General features: G+C 40.1%; 13 protein-coding genes. 7 read left to right on the forward strand and 6 right to left on the reverse strand.

All coding sequences use genetic code 11. From position 1 onward, the window contains the following. Window positions 1-36 precede the first annotated feature (36 nt). The 7 genes from F8N35_RS01295 to F8N35_RS01325 all read left to right on the forward strand — a co-directional run bounded on the left by F8N35_RS01295 (window position 37) and on the right by F8N35_RS01325 (window position 10,730). Window positions 37-1,359, forward strand: coding sequence for a radical SAM protein (locus F8N35_RS01295; RefSeq protein ID WP_293049547.1), 1,323 nt, complete (start codon window positions 37-39; stop codon window positions 1,357-1,359). Further along, a complete protein-coding gene (locus tag F8N35_RS01300) occupies window positions 1,356-2,804 on the forward strand; it encodes a S41 family peptidase (protein WP_293049548.1) in 1,449 nt (482 codons plus the stop codon). The genes F8N35_RS01295 and F8N35_RS01300 overlap by 4 nt, the downstream gene beginning before the upstream one ends. A gap of 856 nt (window positions 2,805-3,660) precedes the next feature. Continuing rightward, a complete protein-coding gene (locus tag F8N35_RS01305; RefSeq protein ID WP_293049549.1) occupies window positions 3,661-4,863 on the forward strand; it encodes a S41 family peptidase in 1,203 nt (400 codons plus the stop codon). 60 nt (window positions 4,864-4,923) lie between these two features. Further along, window positions 4,924-7,137 carry a peptidase domain-containing ABC transporter gene (locus F8N35_RS01310; RefSeq protein ID WP_293049550.1) on the forward strand — a complete coding sequence of 738 codons (2,214 nt, stop codon included), beginning with the start codon at window positions 4,924-4,926 and terminating at the stop codon, window positions 7,135-7,137. Between the two features lie 10 nt (window positions 7,138-7,147). Continuing rightward, window positions 7,148-8,446: an HlyD family efflux transporter periplasmic adaptor subunit gene (locus tag F8N35_RS01315; RefSeq protein WP_293049551.1), complete on the forward strand. Its 1,299-nt coding sequence runs from the start codon at window positions 7,148-7,150 to the stop codon at window positions 8,444-8,446. A 93-nt stretch (window positions 8,447-8,539) separates the two neighbouring features. Further along, window positions 8,540-9,817 (forward strand): TolC family protein, encoded by a 1,278-nt coding sequence (locus F8N35_RS01320; protein WP_293049552.1) that lies wholly within the window; start codon window positions 8,540-8,542, stop codon window positions 9,815-9,817. 166 nt (window positions 9,818-9,983) lie between these two features. After that, the gene (locus F8N35_RS01325) at window positions 9,984-10,730 is read left to right on the forward strand and encodes a hypothetical protein (protein WP_293049553.1); all 747 of its coding nucleotides are present in this window, start codon (window positions 9,984-9,986) and stop codon (window positions 10,728-10,730) included. Between the two features lie 371 nt (window positions 10,731-11,101). Here the strand turns inward: F8N35_RS01325 and murG are convergent, their stop codons facing one another. The 6 genes from murG to F8N35_RS01355 are packed head-to-tail and all read right to left on the reverse strand — an operon-like array spanning window position 11,102 to window position 17,846. Continuing rightward, window positions 11,102-12,211 carry an undecaprenyldiphospho-muramoylpentapeptide beta-N-acetylglucosaminyltransferase gene (gene murG, locus F8N35_RS01330; RefSeq protein WP_293049554.1) on the reverse strand — a complete coding sequence of 370 codons (1,110 nt, stop codon included), beginning with the start codon at window positions 12,209-12,211 and terminating at the stop codon, window positions 11,102-11,104. Further along, the gene (locus F8N35_RS01335) at window positions 12,195-13,406 is read right to left on the reverse strand and encodes an FtsW/RodA/SpoVE family cell cycle protein (protein WP_293049555.1); all 1,212 of its coding nucleotides are present in this window, start codon (window positions 13,404-13,406) and stop codon (window positions 12,195-12,197) included. The genes murG and F8N35_RS01335 overlap by 17 nt, the downstream gene beginning before the upstream one ends. Window positions 13,407-13,433: 27 nt before the next feature. Further along, a complete protein-coding gene (locus F8N35_RS01340) occupies window positions 13,434-13,712 on the reverse strand; it encodes a hypothetical protein (protein WP_293049556.1) in 279 nt (92 codons plus the stop codon). Between the two features lie 19 nt (window positions 13,713-13,731). Beyond that, window positions 13,732-15,066, reverse strand: coding sequence for a UDP-N-acetylmuramoyl-L-alanine--D-glutamate ligase (murD, locus tag F8N35_RS01345; RefSeq protein WP_293049557.1), 1,335 nt, complete (start codon window positions 15,064-15,066; stop codon window positions 13,732-13,734). A gap of 20 nt (window positions 15,067-15,086) precedes the next feature. Then, window positions 15,087-16,349: a phospho-N-acetylmuramoyl-pentapeptide-transferase gene (mraY, locus tag F8N35_RS01350; protein ID WP_293049558.1), complete on the reverse strand. Its 1,263-nt coding sequence runs from the start codon at window positions 16,347-16,349 to the stop codon at window positions 15,087-15,089. A 39-nt stretch (window positions 16,350-16,388) separates the two neighbouring features. Further along, window positions 16,389-17,846: a UDP-N-acetylmuramoyl-L-alanyl-D-glutamate--2,6-diaminopimelate ligase gene (locus F8N35_RS01355; protein WP_293049559.1), complete on the reverse strand. Its 1,458-nt coding sequence runs from the start codon at window positions 17,844-17,846 to the stop codon at window positions 16,389-16,391. Window positions 17,847-18,068: the final 222 nt, after the last annotated feature.

An 18,068-nucleotide genomic window follows, 5' to 3' on the forward strand; every position in this document is an offset into this window, starting at 1 on the left:
ATAGTCTCCTCTTCTCTATGTTTATCAGAAATAGATATGGTTACATATGAACAAAGTCGGTATAATATATGGATAGACAATATATTATATAATTCGTTTACAGATAAAGCTATTTGTTTCGAAGATTCAGAAATAGATGATATAAAATATTATCTTGAACATTTGGATAATTTCAGATTAGATTATTTTCAGATATTCGATTGTTTTATTGACCTTGGGTTTGTAAAAGATCTGTATTTTAATGAATTAGAATATATTTTATTTCAAAACAGAAATGTTACACTTTGCAAAAGGGCATATCAGCTAACTATTAATCCTACTCTAGAATGCAACTACAAATGTTGGTATTGTTTTGAAGATCAAGCCTCCATTCCTGAAAAATGCAGAATGGATGATAAGATCGTTGAAAGAATCAAGATGCATATCAAATATATGATTGAAAAAGAGCATATATCAGAACTAAAGCTCGATTGGTTTGGAGGAGAGGCTTTGATGTATTTCTATGAAGTAGTTTATCCTATCTCGTTGTATGCTATTGAATTATGTAAAAACTGCAACATTCCTTTTCGCAATCATGTAACTACTAATGCTTATTATATTGATATGCGAATGATTTGTGCTTTTAATGATATACAACTTAATAGTTTTCAGATACCTATTGATGGAGATAGTAAAAAGCACAATGCAGTAAAAAACCATAACGGTGAGGGTCATTATATTAAAATATTGCAAACTCTGAATGACATCTGTGCGCATGTAAATAATGTATGTGTTATTATGAGGATTAATTATGATAAGCAGACATTGAAAAATGTATCAACAGTGATACATGACATAAAGCTAGAGAATAGAAGTAAAATATTTGTTGATTTTCAGCGAGTATGGCAGGTTGATTTAAATATTGATGAAAATGGGAATAATCAGTTGCTTTTAGACATAAAAAAAGAATTTGAAAAAGCTGGATTTAAAACTATGTATTTTGCTTATCAATCTAAAAATTATAAATGCTGCTATGCTGATAGCTTTTATCATAGAGTAATTAATTATGACGGTAAAGTGTATAAATGTTCTGCTAGGGATTATAGTGAAGATCTTTGTATTGGTACGATAAAAGATGATGGTTCTATGTCTTTCAAAATAAATATCATAGCAAAAATGTTTTCAAATCCAACCTTTGATAATGAACAATGTCTGAATTGTAAACGACTACCTTTGTGTTATGGTCCTTGTATTCAAAAGTATTACGAAACTAAAATAGGAAAGTCAACATTTCAATGTTTGCATGATTCCGCTGAGATTTCTTTAAAAGAATACGTAAATGAAAAAGTGAACAAAAACTTAAATAGTGTGAAAGTATGAGGAGTTGTAACAGAAAGATCTTCTTTGTGATAGGTGGGTTAATGATTAGTGTTGTTGCGTTTTCACAAAATGGTTTGCGGAAAATAAGTAAAAATCAAAAATTATACGAACTGTCGGTTGTCTGGAAAGAGCTTTCGTACAATTTTGCGAATGTGAACCACTGTCCCGGCTTAAACATGGATAGCCTTTATCGTGTATACATACCGATTGTACAAAATACAAAAAATGATTTTGAGTACTATAAATCTCTTCAGCAGTTTTTAGCTCATTTTCACAATGGACATACGCGTTGTGAGATGCCAGATTACTTTTGGGATCATTTAGCCTTACCTTTTCTGATAACAACATATAGGAATGGAAAGCTGCTGATTGATAATATAGGTTCGCATTACTCAAAAAAGATTACTGTAGATGATGAGATATTGAAAATTGACGACATGCAGGCTATGGAGTATATCAAAAAATTTGGTTCTGCATATGTGTCGAGTTCCAATGAAGATGAAACTCTGATAAAATATTCTATGTTCAATCCCGATTTAAATACATTGATTACATATGCTCCCAAGGAATACAAAAAGAAAATCAGACTGGAAGTAAAAACGCATCATGGGATTGAACGGGTAAAAATTCCATTTGATATAGAAATGATACCTGCACCTAAGGATACCGCCAAGCAGGCTACAAGAACTTTTATCAAAAAGAGAAATTCTTCAAAGGAGGAAGCAAATGTTTTATTGACAGACACACTGAACAGTGTCGCTTATTTACGGATTACTCATTGTGATAATGAGTTTCATTCATTTTTTCAGCAACGATACGAAACTATTAAAAAATACGATAATCTGATTATTGATATAACTGGAAATGGAGGAGGCGATGGCAATGCTTTGATAGATGCTATTTTCTGTCTGGTCAATACTGACAGCATACAATGGAGTGCAAATAAAACCCGTGTGAGTAATGCTTATTATAGGGCAAGGGCAAGTTTTGATCATTATTATAACGAAGAAAAGATTTCTCAAAAAGAAAAGGATTTGTATGATCCTTATTTTTTTGATACCGCATTTATGGAGGTTCCGTTTCCTGTATATGCAAATCCAGTGTCTCCTGTCGATAGGTATAGAGGTAATATTTACGTATTAACAAGCTCTTTCACCGCTTCGGCGGCAGAATATTTTGCTGCATCCCTGAAAAAAAATTCAAAAACATTACTTATCGGAACTAAAACTGCTGGTGCGACAGCTCAGCCATTGGTTGTTCGCCTTCCTTCAGGAATAGAAGTCCGTATAAATACGTGTAAAAGTTATGATTATCAAGGAAGGGATATTTCATCCGGTATTACTCCTGATTATGAATACAATTTTTCAGACCTATATCAAGTTGGGAAGTCAAATGGTTGGTTCAAAAATGTTTACAAATATATTAGAACGTTGCCTATACAATAATCTCAGGGGATGAGTTTTTCTGAGGTGTAGCAAGATGCTATGGACTGTGGATCTACCTGTCTGCGGATGGTGGCTGCATTTTATCGAAACCACTATTCATTGGATAATTAACGTGAAAAACCACATATTAACAACTAGTAGAAGATTTGCTCCCTTGTATTGGTATTGGAATCAAAGACATTTTGTAGTAGTATATGAGATAACTCATGCTGTTAGTTTGTTCGGAAATAAAACCATGGTGTGTATATTTTCAGTGAGTGAAAAGATATAAACAGAAAGAATTTTGTATTTGAATTTATGCTTTAAAGGTTTGAAAATATAACCCACGAGATTACAATTATGATCTATTTATTGTGACGATAGAAGATGGCTCTATGAATTTTCGTATGAACGTTGTGTTAAAAATGTTTGCAGAGCCGACTTTTAATAATAAAAAATGTTTGAATTGCAAAAGATTGCCATTGTGCTATGGCCCGTGTATTCAACGATATTATGAGGCTAAAATTGGGAAAACCAATTTCCGATGCGTAGATGATTATTCTGAGATAACTTTCATTAATTACGTGAAAGATAAGGTAAATAAAAATTTGGAATATAATATATCATGGATAGTATAAAAAAGACGTGTTTATTATCAGTTGCTTTTTTGAGCATAACCTGTCTCGTAGTCCCACAGAAGAGCCTTCATAAAATCAGTAAAGAGCAGAAACTGTATGAGCTTTCAATGGTATGGAAAGAACTTTCGTACAATTTTGCGAATATGGACAATTGCCCTGGGTTAAATATGGATAGCCTTTACAGGGCATATATTCCTATCATTCAAGACTCGAAGAATGATTTTGAATATTATAAATCCATGCAAAAGTTTTTGGCTTGCTTTCATAACGGGCATACCAGTGCTTCTATGCCGGATTATCTGAATAACCAGTTGTCATATCCGCTACTGGTTACATCTTACAATGAAGGTAAACTATATATTGAAAACATCGGTTCTCATTATTCTAAGAAAGTGACTGTGGGTGATGAAATTCTCACAATAGATGGGATGCCGGCAATGAAATATATTAATGAGAATGGTTCAGTGTATGATTCGGAATCAAATCCGGATATTTCGAAAATGACCTACTCTATGTTTAATCCGAGCCTGACGTTAGTTTCTTTTGCACCTAAGGCATATAAAAAGAGACTTAAACTAGAAGTGAAAACAGCCGATGGAATAAAAAAGGTTCAAATTCCGTATGATATAGATATTAACCCTTTACCAAGCGATTCAGCAAGACAAAACAAACTGGATTATATCAAAAAAAGAAATTTACAGCTAAATAGAGAGAATATACTATTGGTTGATTCTGTCAATAGTTTTGCTTATATCCGTTTTACGAAATGCGATAAAGAATTTGATGCCTTTTTTCAAAAGCATCAAGGTGTGATTAAAAAATATGATAATCTGATAGTTGACATTACAGATAATAGTGGCGGAGATGGCAATGCTGTTACAAATGCTATCTCTTTCTTGGTTGACAATGATAGCTTACAGTGGAATAAATATAAAACCCGAATTAACAAAGCAAATTACAGGGCAAAAGCAAGCAGTCGACTTTATTATTATAAAGCAAATGATGTAAGTCAACAAGATAAAGATTTGTTTTATCCTTATTTTTATGATACAGCTTTTGAAGATGTACCATATTCTGTTTTTGCAAATCGTCTGCCATCGGCAGAACGGTATAAAGGGAATATTTATGTGATAACCGCCCCTAACACCGCTTCGGCAGCAGAATTTTTTGCCATTGTGCTTACAATAAATCCGAAAACAAGAATTCTTGGTAAAAGAACTGCCGGCGCAAATGGGCAACCATTAGTTGTACGTCTTCCCTCAGGTATAGAAGTTTTGATAAATACTTGCAAAACTTTTGATTATAGAGGGAGAGATGTTTCTTCCGGCATTACGCCGGATTATGAGCGGGATTTTTCGGATATTTATAAAATAGGAAAGCCTGTTGATTGGTTTCGGAAAGTAGAGGAATATGTTAATGAACTATCCCAAATAAAGAAATAGACACAATTCCAATATTTTGAAGGCGGGAAAGTTTTTCCTTCTATTAAAGACAATTAATGTATGAGGTTTCCTCTCTTTCTCCAGCACGATACCATGGACTGCGGACCTACCTGTCTGCGCATGATAGCGGCTTATTATGGTCGTAGCTATTCGTTAGAAGGTCTGAGAGAAAAATCACGCCTTACGCGAGAAGGAGTATCTATGCTTGGAGTTAGTGAGGCTGCTGAGCAGATTGGCTTTCGAACCACGGGCATCATAGTGCCATTTGGTATGTTAAAAGATGCTCCGTTGCCTTGTATAGTCCATTGGAATCAACAGCATTTTGTCGTAGTATATAAGATAAAAGAACTTGTTGGTTTATTCGGAAATAAAAGTAAGGAAGTCTGTATTTATGTCGCTGACCCAGCTGCGGGTAAGGTAAAATATACACAGCAGGAATTTTGTAGGTGTTGGTATAGTTCTAAAGTGGATGGAGAGGAGGTGGGGACGGCACTGCTACTGGAACCTACTCCCGATTTCTATAAGAAAGATGAAGAAATAATTCAACGAAAGGGTTTTCACTTTTTATTCTCCTATCTTCGGCCATATCGAAGCCTTATTCTTCAATTGTTTCTTGGATTGGCTTTTGGTAGCCTGTTACAGTTGGTTTTGCCATTTCTTACCCAATCGATTGTTGATTTTGGGATTAATACTCATAATGTAGGGTACATCTATTTAGTGCTTGCCGCTCAACTGATGCTTACGTTTAGTAGTGCGGCTGTAGAATTTATTCGTGGATGGATATTGCTACATTTGGGTGTCCGTATCAATATATCTCTTATTTCTGATTTTCTGATAAAATTAATGCGCTTGCCAATGGGCTATTTTGATACCAAAATGGTTGGAGATATTCTGCAGCGCATTAATGACCACACTCGCATTAAAGATTATCTTACCAATTCAAGTTTGAGTGTTCTTTTCTCAGCAGTTACTATTGTGATTTTCTCTATTGTATTGTTGTTGTACAATCCACTCATTTTTTCAATATTCTTTGTGGGAAGTGCGCTTTATTTTGGATGGGTTTGGATTTTTATGAAACGGCGTGCTGAACTCGATAATAAAAACTTCGCTCAGCAATCGGCAAACCAAAGCAACGTTGTGCAGTTGATTACAGGCATGCAGGAAATAAAACTCAATGGCTGTGAACAGCAAAAACGTTGGGAATGGGAACGAATTCAAGCAAAGCTATTTCGATTGAGGATCAGGGGATTGGCTTTATCTCAATATCAAGATTCCGGTGGCGTTTTGATAAATCAAACTAAAAATATTATCATTACAGCTTTGGTGGCAAAATTGGTTATTGATGGTCAACTTACATTGGGGATGATGCTGGCAGTACAATACATTATTGGGCAACTGAACAGTCCAATTGACCATTTGATCTCATTTATCAGAGACACACAAGACGCTCAATTAAGTATAAATCGATTAAGCGAAATTCATAGTAAAGAGGATGAAGAATCAAAAGATGAAAATCGGATTGCTGAAATACCTTCGAATCAAGCACTCACTTTGCGCAATGTGAGGTTTTCTTACGATGGTACTTCTGTAGGAGAGCCTGTGGTAAACGATGTTAGCCTGATTATCCCCTCGGGGAAACAGACAGCCATTGTAGGAACAAGTGGAAGCGGCAAAACGACCTTGGTAAAATTGTTACTGGGCTTTTATCCACTACAAAAAGGTGAAATATTATTGGGAAACAACAATCTGACTAACTTCAATCTACGCGCATGGAGAAAGCAATGTGGTGTGGTGATGCAGGATGGGTTTATATTTTCGGACACAATTGCCCGTAATATAGCCCCAGGCGTAGAAGTAATTGATAAGGAAAAACTTCTTAATGCTGTAGTAACTGCAAATATAAGAGACTTTGTGGAATCATTGCCGTTAGGTTATAATACAAAAATCGGGAATGAAGGTCATGGTTTAAGTCAGGGACAAAAGCAGCGAATTCTGATTGCACGTTCAGTTTATAAGGATCCTGCATTTGTTTTTCTTGATGAAGCAACCAATGCTTTAGATACTAATAATGAGAGCGTGATTATGAGCAACTTGCAGAATTTTTTTAAAGGCAGGACATCTGTGGTTGTAGCACATCGATTGAGTACTGTAAAAAATGCGGATCAGATTGTTGTTCTTGAAAAGGGTGAAATTGCAGAGATAGGAACGCACAATCAATTGATACAACAACAGGGAGCATATTATAGACTCGTTAAAAATCAACTGGAACTATAAATTGAATATTTTGAAAGGATCAAACAATATAGAATTGCGGAGCGATGAAGTGCAAGAGATACTTACCAGGCCACCTCATGCATTGATCCGGTATGGCATTTCGGTTATTTGTGGTGTATTGATTGTTTTATTTATCGGAAGTTTCTTTTTTAGTTATCCGGATGTGAATTCGGGAAACATAGTTATTACAACGGAGAATCCTCCGGTTTGGATTATTGCTCGCTCTACTGGAAAAATCAAAGAGCTTCGTTGTTATGACAAACAAAACGTAAACCAAGGTGATATATTAGCTGTAATTGATAATGCGGCGTCGATCAACGACGTATTGGTAATGCGACAATTATTAGACTCGGTTCGCATTTCCGACTCTGCATATTATCTTCCCAGTAAAATGATGACAGATGCTTATAATCTTGGGGAAATACAATCCGCTTTTTCTGCATTTACCAAAGCAGCTACAAATTATAGCAATTATCTGGCATTGAACCTGATCTTACAAGAAAAAGAATCATTGCATCGTCAAATGTCAGATCGTTCAGTTTATACAAAAAATCTTCGGAAACAATTAGAGCTAAAACAAAAAGAGTTGATGATTGTCAGGTCAGACTACGATCGAACTCGGAAATTGTATGAAGATAAAGTGGTGTCCGAATCGGAATGGGAAGCGACAGTCCAGAAACTTCTAAATAAACAACAAGAGTTACAACAATTACAGACTTCCATTTCACTTGAGAAAGTGCAATCTACACAAATACAGGGGACTACAGGTAAACTTTCGGTTCAATATCAGCAGGAAAGAAATCAATTATTTTTCGAATTAAAGTCGGCTTACAGAGAGTTGATTACAGCGACAGAGAATTGGCAGCAGAATTATTTGTTGATTTCCCCACAAAAAGGAATAGTAACATTTAGTTCCTTTTGGCAAAAGAATCAGTTTATCAATTCCGGCAACAAAGTCTTTGCAATTGTTTTGCAACATCCCGGACGATTAGTTGGAAAAGTGGCAATTCCCTTATCTGGTTCTGCAAAAATTAAACTCGGACAACTGGCGAATGTTAAATTGTCTGGATATCCCTATTTGGAATATGGTATTTTACAGGGATATGTTACTAATATGTCTTTAATTCCTAATGGTAATAACTATACTGTAGAAGTAGCTTTTCCACATGGTCTGTATTCAACTACGCATAAATATTTGAAAATTACAGGAGAAATGAACGGAGCCGCAGAGATAATTACAGAAAACAGAAGTTTAATGCAAAGAATGATAACACCTTTGAGATATTTACTTTCAAATACCTCAATTTAGTAGGAGAACAAGCCGTAAATACTTTATAGTTATTTTCTTATGGTAATAATGCCAAATGTTAGAGTGAATATCTTAATAAGTTTATGTTTTTTGATGCAAGCACAATTTGTTTTTGCAAATCAACCTTGGACACTGCAAGAGTGCATCGATAGAGCAAAAACAGCCAACCTTACCATCCGGCAGAAACAGCTCGCTATCCAACAAGCGAATATTGCCTTAAAAACAGCGCAATGTCAACGATTACCTTCCTTGTCGGGATCGGTACATGAAGGATACAATATGGGTTTGTCGCCTTCTGTATCCGGAGTTTATTCGCAAAGCAATGCCTCTGCAGCAAATTTGAGTGTTTCACTCTCTCTGCCTCTTTTTACAGGGTTTCGCATTCGCAACGGTATAATATCCGCAAAATGCGATTTGAATGCCTCAAAAGCCGACAAGGAACAGGCTCTGCAAGATATGGTAATAGATGTGATGGCGGCTTACCTTCAGGTTTTACTCGATAAAGAGTTAACCCGTTCGGCACAGGAGCAGGTAAGGCTTTCTTCTAAACAAGCCGATAAAGCGCAGCGCATGATTCAGGTAGGAAAGCTATCCCGTTCAGAACTATATGACAGTCAGGCGCAGCTTGCCAAAGACTCCGCTTCGCTAATCAAATTGCAAACCGATCAACAGCTGGCTGTAATAGACTTAACTCAATTGTTACAGTTTGAACGCAGTACTGATTTTGATATCTCTGCTTCCGGAATAGATACGGTATGCGTTCTTCCCGATAATGCAGATATACTTTATAGTACGGCTTTGAATGGTTATCCGGCTATTCGTTCTGCACAATACCGTATTGACAAAGCCAAAGCAGATATCGGTGTGGCGCGTGCCGGATATTGGCCTACAATAGACCTTTTGGCAGGATACTACAACGGGTATTATTTTTATTATAATCTTGAGGACGGAGCAAAAAACACCTCCTTTTCAAAACAATTCTATCAGAACCAACAACAAGTTATAGGCGCAACTCTTTCAGTTCCGATTTTCAGTAGGTTGGATGTTAAACACAAAGTGCAAACAGCCACGCTGAATATGCAACAGCAAGAATTAGCATTGGAAACAGCAAAACTTACATTCTATAAGACAATTCAACAGATCTGCTGCCGTGCTGTTGCAGCCAAGGGAAGGCTGCATTCTCTACAGAAGGAAGAAGAAGCGTCGCAGATCGCTTATGAAGCCGTTCTGGAAAAATTTGAAGTTGGAAAAGCCAATGCATTTGAAGTAAACGAAAAGCAAACGGCTCTTGCTAAAGCTGTCTCTGAACGGATTCAGGCAAAATATGATTACCTATTTGCTTGTAAGACACTTGAATTGTATGTGAAATGAAAACATATTTATCCCATATCATTGCAAGTAAAGCAATGATACTTTGCTTAAACATTTTAGTTATAATTTCAGGGTGACGTGATGTCGCTCTGAAATTTTTTTGAAAAGCAAAAGTCCTGACAGACTAAATATTATCCAAATTTATTAACCTCTTAATCGACATTTTATGACTAGCATTTCGGAAACCGGCCACGCCAAGAATGTGGCCAATTTTGACCAGATGATTACATCGGTAGCTTCGTTCGGAACTCTGTACAAACCCTCCCGGCCTGAGCTTCAGATCCCGGCTTTGCAAACGCTTGCCACTTCGGCACGGACATCGCTCAACAAAGTCGATGCAGCGCTGCCGGCATTCAAAAATGCCGTTGCGGCACGCGAAGTAAAATTCGAACCGCTTAGCAAGCTGGCCACCCGTTTGCTGAATGCCGTAAAGTCGACTTCTACTACTGAAGCGGTAGACGACAACGTGCAGGCATTGGTACATAAAATACAGGGAGCAAAAGCTACACCGAAACTGACAGAGGAAGAAAAGACTACACTTGCAGCCGAAGGCAAGTCAACAAAAGAAATATCGGTGTCGCAAATGAGTTATGACAGTCGGTTGGAGAATCTTAACAAACTGGTATTACAACTCGGCTCGATACCCGAGTACAAGCCCAACGAACCGGAATTGCAGGTCGCTACTCTCCGGCAATTATACAACGACATGAGTACGCTGAATTCTGCCGTGGTGACAGCCGAAAAGACACTCGACAACGCACGTATTGCCCGCAACGAGGTGCTTTACAAAAGCCTTAGCGGACTGGTCGACATTTCAGCCGACGTTAAAACCTATGTCAAATCGGTATTTGGTGCCTCTGCAGCGCAGTTCAAGCAGGTGTCGAAACTGGAATTCAATGTGGTAAAATCGTAATTATCCGGACTAGTGGGGTGTCACTCTAAGTGACTCCCTCACTATGACGATCAATTCTGTAGATTTCTTGAATATATAACTTCTGCCGATTAATTGCCAACTTAGAAATCCGAACTCCGAACTGTGATTTATAACCTTTGAACTGGCAACATCAAACAAGAAGCTGGACAAGGGCAATAATGAACTGGATAGTTTGAACCCGTTACTGCCGTTAACAGATAGCTAACTGGTATTAACAAATTACGAACTGCAAAGTCCGGACTCTGCACTTGGGGGATTGAATGTTGAACTGGTAAGGTTGAGTAAGCAACTGGCAAATACAAGCCGTGAACTGGAAATTAGCAATTCCTGTCCGCGGCCAAAGCATAAACTCAGTTGATTTTCGCTCTTTTCAAGATCTCATCGGCTATTCGAGCGGCCGAATCTTTTTCTGCCAGTTTCAGGCAGTTGGCTGCAAGCAGCGATAACTGCTGATTGTCTTCTATTAGCTTCAATGCGGCAGGGACTAATTGTTCTTTTGCGTCCCCATCCTTAATCATCACGGCAGCATCTTTATGTACAAGAGCCATTGCATTATGCGTTTGGTGATCTTCCGCTACGTTGGGTGACGGAACCAGAATAGACGGTTTCCCAAGCAGGCATAATTCGGAAATGGAGCTTGCTCCGGCGCGTGAGATGACTAAGTCGGCGATTGCATACGCGTAATCCATGCGGGCTACGAAATCGGTCAGGATAATGTCTTTCGTAATTGATGAGGCACTTTCTTTGCGCAGGTTCTCAATATAGATTTTTCCGGCTTGCCAGATTACCTGTATGCCAGATTGTGCCAATGTTTCAAGATGCGCCAAGAGGCTTTGATTTAGAGTGCGTGCTCCGAGACTACCACCGATTAACAAAAGCGTCTTTTTGGCCGGATCAAGATTGAAGAACCGATATGCCTCTTCTTTTCTTGCCGGATCGAGCTGAAGGTCTTGCCGGATGGGATTACCGGTAAGTATAATCTTTTCTTTTGGGAAAAAGCGCTCCATTCCCTCATAAGCAACGCAGAAACAGGCTGCTTTATCGGACAGAAGTTTGTTGGTGACGCCGGCAAAAGAATTTTGTTCCTGAACAATTACGGGAATGCCGAGCTGAGAAGCTACCTTTAAGGTGGGGCCACTGGCATATCCGCCAACACCAATTACCGCGTTGGGTTCGAAGGCTTTCACGATTTTCTTCGCTTTATACATTGATTTAGCAAGCAGAAACAATGTTTTTACATTGCGAAGCATGTTCGTGCGATCGAAGCCACGGATCGGTAACCCGATGATTTTGTAGCCTGCGGCAGGGACTTTCTCCATTTCCATGCGGCCTTCAGCTCCGATAAAGAGAATCTCTGCATTTTCGACTTTTGCCTTTAAGGCATTAGCGATTGCGATAGCTGGGAAGATATGCCCTCCGGTTCCTCCTCCGCTGATAATAAATTTATTCGGCTGATTCATTTGCTGTCGTATTAGTATCGGGAGACTCCGTTTTTTGTTTCCCTTTTTTGAAATAGCGGGTTACGCTGAGGATGATGCCAAAATAGACGCTGGTTACCAGAATAGATGTTCCGCCACGACTGATAATGGGCAAAGGTTGCCCTGTAACCGGACCTAAATGCACTGTCACACCCATGCTTACCATGGCCTGGATGACAATCATAAGCGTAAGGCCTATAACCAGCAGTGAAGGATAGGGCTCGTTACATCGCCACGCTATTTGTCCCGCTCGGAACAGTAGGAAAAGATAGAGCGCCATGACGAATATACCTCCAAGGAGTCCGGTTTCCTCCACAACAATAGCATAAATATAGTCGGCGTAAGCCTGTGGCAGATAATTGCGTTCAAGACTGTTGCCGGGGAATACACCAATTACACCGCCCCGAGCAATGGCAATTTGTCCATGCATCACCTGATAGTTTTCGTCGGTGATTACGTATTTATCTTTTTCGGTTTTGTCGTGCTTCATAAACCTGGCAATACGATTCTCCCATGTATAATAACGATTGAATGCTTTGGGCCGGTGATTTTCCGGGACAATGTGCATGCAGGCAATCAGAAGCAAAATAGCAACGGCAATTCCACCCAATAACATGCCTAATTTCTTGAATGGAATTCGTCCGATAATCATCATCAGAAAAACAACTCCAAAAAGGATACATGCTGTAGATAAGTTTTCTAAGCAGATTAAGCCGCAAATAACAAGCGTAACGGCAACTATTTTGATGAACGATTTGTTGAGTTCTTCAGCATTCTTTGCTTTTGAAATAAGATCTGCGACCACAACCAGCAACGAGATTTTGGCAAATTCCGATGGCTGGAACTGAATGCCGGCTACTCCGATCCAACGTTTTGCATCGTTGGCGTTGACCCCTCTCAGTAGCGCATATATCAGGGCCAGTACCGATATGACCAGTAAGATGTATGCAAACTTGTTGATGCTCTTGTAGTTGATCATGTGTACGCCTGCTACGATGGCAGCTCCCAGCGCCAGAAACATGGCATGGCGCAGCATCGGGGCAGCATGGTTGGAAGCTCTGAATGCCAGAGAACTACTGGCACTGTAAAGCTCCACGATAGAGATCATACAGAGCAGAAAGAAGACTGTCCATATAACCGAATCGCCCTGGAAATATTTTTTGAAGAAATCGCGCATACCTGATAGTTTATGAGTCGTTTGTTTTTACTTCTTTTTTTGAGATTTAAGCCAGTGATCGTATTTTTCTTCGTTTTCGTACCATGCCATCCAACCGATGACGGTACCGCCAAGAGCGATGGCTAGTGTGGCTCCAATCATTCGCGCAACGGACAGATAGCTGCCCGAAATGATAAAAAGAGTGAGGAATATGGCATAAATGACCAATCCAATGCTTACTCCTACGGTTATGCAGAATGGCCACTTGCCCTTTTTGTGCCAGAATCCCCATTTGGAAATTCTTTTATTTGAATAAAACATTAACATGAACGTCGGGATTTAGTAATTATAATTGTTTGACATGTTCTTTGAATTGAACACCTCTGTCTTCGTAATTCTGGAACAGGTCAAAGCTTGCGCAGCAAGGCGAGAGCAAAACGGTGTCGCCTTTTACGCTGTTGTCGTAGGCTGTTTTGATCGCGGCTTCCATCGATTGAACATCGAACGTTTTTTTGCCCATTTTATCGAAGAAATCATGTAGTTTGTGGTTGTCCAACCCCATGAAAATGAGTGTGTGAACTTTTTGTTGTACAAGTTCTTCTATTTCGGTGTAATCGTTTCCTTTGTCGGTTCCGCCCAAAATGAGTACCACTGGTGTTTTCATGCTTTGCAGGGCATACCAGCATGAGTTTACATTGGTCGCTTTTGAATCGTTGATGTAACGAACTCCACGTACAGTGGCAACATATTCGAGCCGGTGCTCCACGCCCTGGAAATTACTGAATGACTGGCGGATTGCTTCGTTCTTTACGTTGATGGTTTTCGCTGCCAGACCGGCTGCCATCGTATTGTAAAGGTTGTGTATTCCCTGAATTGCCAATTCACCCTGTGGAATGGAAAACGGATCATTGATGTTGAATACGATATTGCTGCCTTCAAGGTATGCCTTTTCATCTTTGTTCTTTTCGAGAGCAAAAGGCAAACGGTTGGATGCTATGTTCCTTTTTTCGAGTTCGGCGGTAATTATTGGATCGTCATTCCAGTAAATAAAGGCATCCTCCGCTGTTTGGTTCTGAATGATACGAAATTTTGAGTCGATGTAATTCTGAAATTTATAGTCGTAACGATCCAGATGATCCGGTGTAATGTTAAGCAAGATAGCTACGTCGGCCTTGAAATCGTACATGCCGTCGAGTTGGAAGCTACTTAGTTCCACCACGTAACAATCGAAGTTGCATTCAGCAACCTGCCAAGCAAGGCTTTTTCCAATGTTGCCCGCCAGACCTACATTGAGACCGGCATTTTTAAGGGTGTGATATATCAGTGAAGTGGTAGTGGTTTTTCCATTGCTTCCTGTGATACAAATCATTTTAGCGTTGGTGTAGCGTTTGGCAAATTCTATTTCCGAGATAATGGAAGTTCCCTGTTCACGGAGCTTTTTGATGATAGGAGCTTTTTCGGGAATGCCCGGGCTTTTGATAATTTCGGATGCAGCAAGCACTATTTCTTCTGTGTGTTTTCCTTCTTCCCAGGGGATGTTATATTTCTCGAGCATCTCTTTGTATTCCGGCTTGATGGCTCCGAAGTCAGATACAAAAACTTCAAAACCTTCTTTTAGGGCAAGAACTGCTGCTCCAATTCCACTTTCAGCGGCTCCCAGTACTACAATTTTTGTTGCCATAACGCTGTATAGTTATAGATTTAACGCATTTTTAGTGTGATGATGGTCAATGCGGCGAGCATCAGCCCAACCATCCAGAAACGGATAACGATCTTTGATTCGGGAATAGGCTGGTACGGACGTTGAATGAGCGCCTGTATGCCGGAATTTCCGGGTTTTTGGAAATGATGGTGGAGTGGTGCCATCTTAAATATCCGGCGTCCTTCTCCGTATTTTCTTTTTGTCCGTTTGAAGTGTGCCACCTGTATCATTACCGACAGATTTTCAACAAAGAAAATACCGCACAAAATCGGGATCAATAATTCTTTGTGAATGATAATTGCAAAGACGGCAATGATACCTCCCAGTGTCAGACTGCCGGTGTCGCCCATAAATACCTGAGCAGGAAAGGCATTGTACCAAAGAAATCCTACTGTTGCCCCGATAAATGCCGCGGCAAATACCACGAGTTCGCCAGCGTCGGGTATGTACATAATGTTGAGGTAGGACGCGTAATTGATATTACTCGATAGGTAGGCGAGTATACCGAGCGTTACCCCGATAATCGCCGAAGAGCCTGTCGCCAGTCCGTCGAGTCCGTCGGTCATATTTGATCCGTTTGATACTGCTGTGACGATGAAAATAGTTACCAGCACAAAAAGAACCCATCCCCAGGTTTGAGCATTTTCTCCGAGGAATGAGAAAACATCTGCATAATCGAAGTTGTGATTTTTGACGAAAGGAATTGTAGTTTGGGTCGATTTGAAATCGTAATTGCGGTACATGACCACTTCCTGATCGTTGCCGGTGTATTTCACGCCTACGTTTTCGCGCATTACCACCTGAGGACTCAGGTAAAGCGTCAGGCCGACAATAAGGCCAAGTCCGATTTGTCCGACAATTTTGAATCGTCCCTGAAGCCCTTCCTTGTTTTTGCGGAATACCTTTATATAGTCATCCAGAAAACCGATACATCCGAGCCAGATGGTAGAAACTATCATCAGTACGGTGTAGATGTTGTGCAGGATGCCGAATAATAAAACCGGAACCAGAATGGAGATGATGATGATGACACCTCCCATGGTAGGGGTGCCTTTTTTAGAGAGCTGCCCTTCCAATCCCATGTCGCGGATGGTTTCTCCGATTTGTTTTTTCTGCATGTAATTAATGATCTTCCGTCCGATCAGAGTCGCAATCAACAAGGCGAATATGAAGGCCATACCGGCACGAAACGATATAAAGCTGAACATACCCGAACCCGGAACGTGCAAATCGTGAAGATATTGGAAAAGATAATAAAGCATTTGATCTTTGTTTTGAAATGGATATTTTGGTTGATGGATTTACTGCATTGAGACAAAATACGAACGAACAACTTCCTTATCGTCGAAGTGATGTTTTACTCCTTTAATGATCTGATAATCTTCGTGGCCTTTGCCGGCAATGAGGACGACATCTCCTTTTTGAGCCAACATGCAAGCAGTTTTAATAGCCTGCTCTCTGTCGGGAATGGTAAGCGTGCCGCGTTTTTCTTCGTCGTTAAGTCCGGCAAGCATATCATTCAGAATGTCCATGGGTTCTTCGTCGCGTGGATTATCCGAGGTGAAAATAACTTTGTTGCTCGCGCCGACTGCTTCGCGAGCCATCATCGGGCGCTTCCCTTTGTCGCGATTTCCACCGCACCCCACCACAGTAATCACCTGACTTTTGCCATTGACAATATCGTTGATGGTGCCGAGTACATTCTTCAGGGCATCAGGGGTGTGAGCATAATCAACAATGGCGGTAAATCCATTGGGAGAACGCAATGCCTCAAAACGGCCGGAAACGGGTTGAAGGCTGCTCAGATGAACCAATACGTCGTGTTCGGGACAGCCCAAAAGTACGGCGGTGCCAAATACAGCCAAAAGGTTGGAAACGTTGAAACGTCCGATAAACGGAACTGCAACCTCTATGTCGTTCATGTGAAGCACCATGCCGTCGAAGTTTTCTTCGATGATCTTGCCTCTGAAGTCGGCCAGTGTACGTGTAGAATAGGTCTTCTTTGTGGCTTTGGTGTTTTGCAGCATCACCATGCCGTTTTTGTCGTCCAGATTGGTGAGCGCAAATGCGGTTTCGGGCAAATCGTCAAAGAAACGTTTTTTCGCTTTCAGGTATGCGTCGAAAGTTTTGTGATAATCAATATGGTCACGGGTGATGTTACTGAAAATTCCGCCCGCAAATTGCAATCCTGCAATACGCCGTTGATCGATAGAGTGGGAGCTTACTTCCATAAAAGCGCATTCACAACCTTCATAAACCATTTCGGCCAACAATTGGTTCAGTTCAAGAGGGTCGGGCGTGGTATGTGTTGCCTCTACCGGACGTTCGTCAATATAATTGCAAACCGTCGAAAGTAGTCCGCTTTTGTGTCCGAATTTGCGGAACAATTGGTATAGAAGGGTGGCAGTGGTGGTTTTTCCGTTTGTGCCGGTAACCCCAACCAGTGTTAGTTTTGTAGAAGGCTTACCAAACCAGGTGTGGGCGATTATTCCCAACGCTTCAGAACTGCTGTCAGTAAGAATATAAGTGATTTTCTCGTTGAGCGTTTTAGGCAATTCTTCGCAAACAATAGCAATGGCTCCCTGTTCAATTGCTTTGGATATATATTGGTGTCCGTCTGTAGCTGTACCTCTGGTTGCAATAAACAGAGATCCTTCGGTGACTTTTCGCGAGTCGAATTGTACATTGGCAATCTCAACGTCGGCGCTGCCGATCGTCTTGATGATATCTATGGTTTGGAGTAATGATGATAACTGCATTTTAAGTCCTTTTTCTAATGAATATTATACAGGTTAGGTGTATATAAATCTCAATTTCAGACCTCTCCACCCGGCCTCCTCCCCCGAGGGGAGGAGGAGCAAGGTAGTGAAATGTTTAGAGTTCAGTTCGTTTTGCAGATCCTTCCCCTCTCTTAGGGAGAGGGGGTAGGGGAGAGGTCATGGCCTGCAAAACGTTATATGATAATATATTAATCAGTCAAT

The organism is Paludibacter sp. (assembly GCF_009712605.1).
In the GTDB taxonomy this organism is placed as follows: Bacteria; Bacteroidota; Bacteroidia; order Bacteroidales; family Paludibacteraceae; genus Microbacter.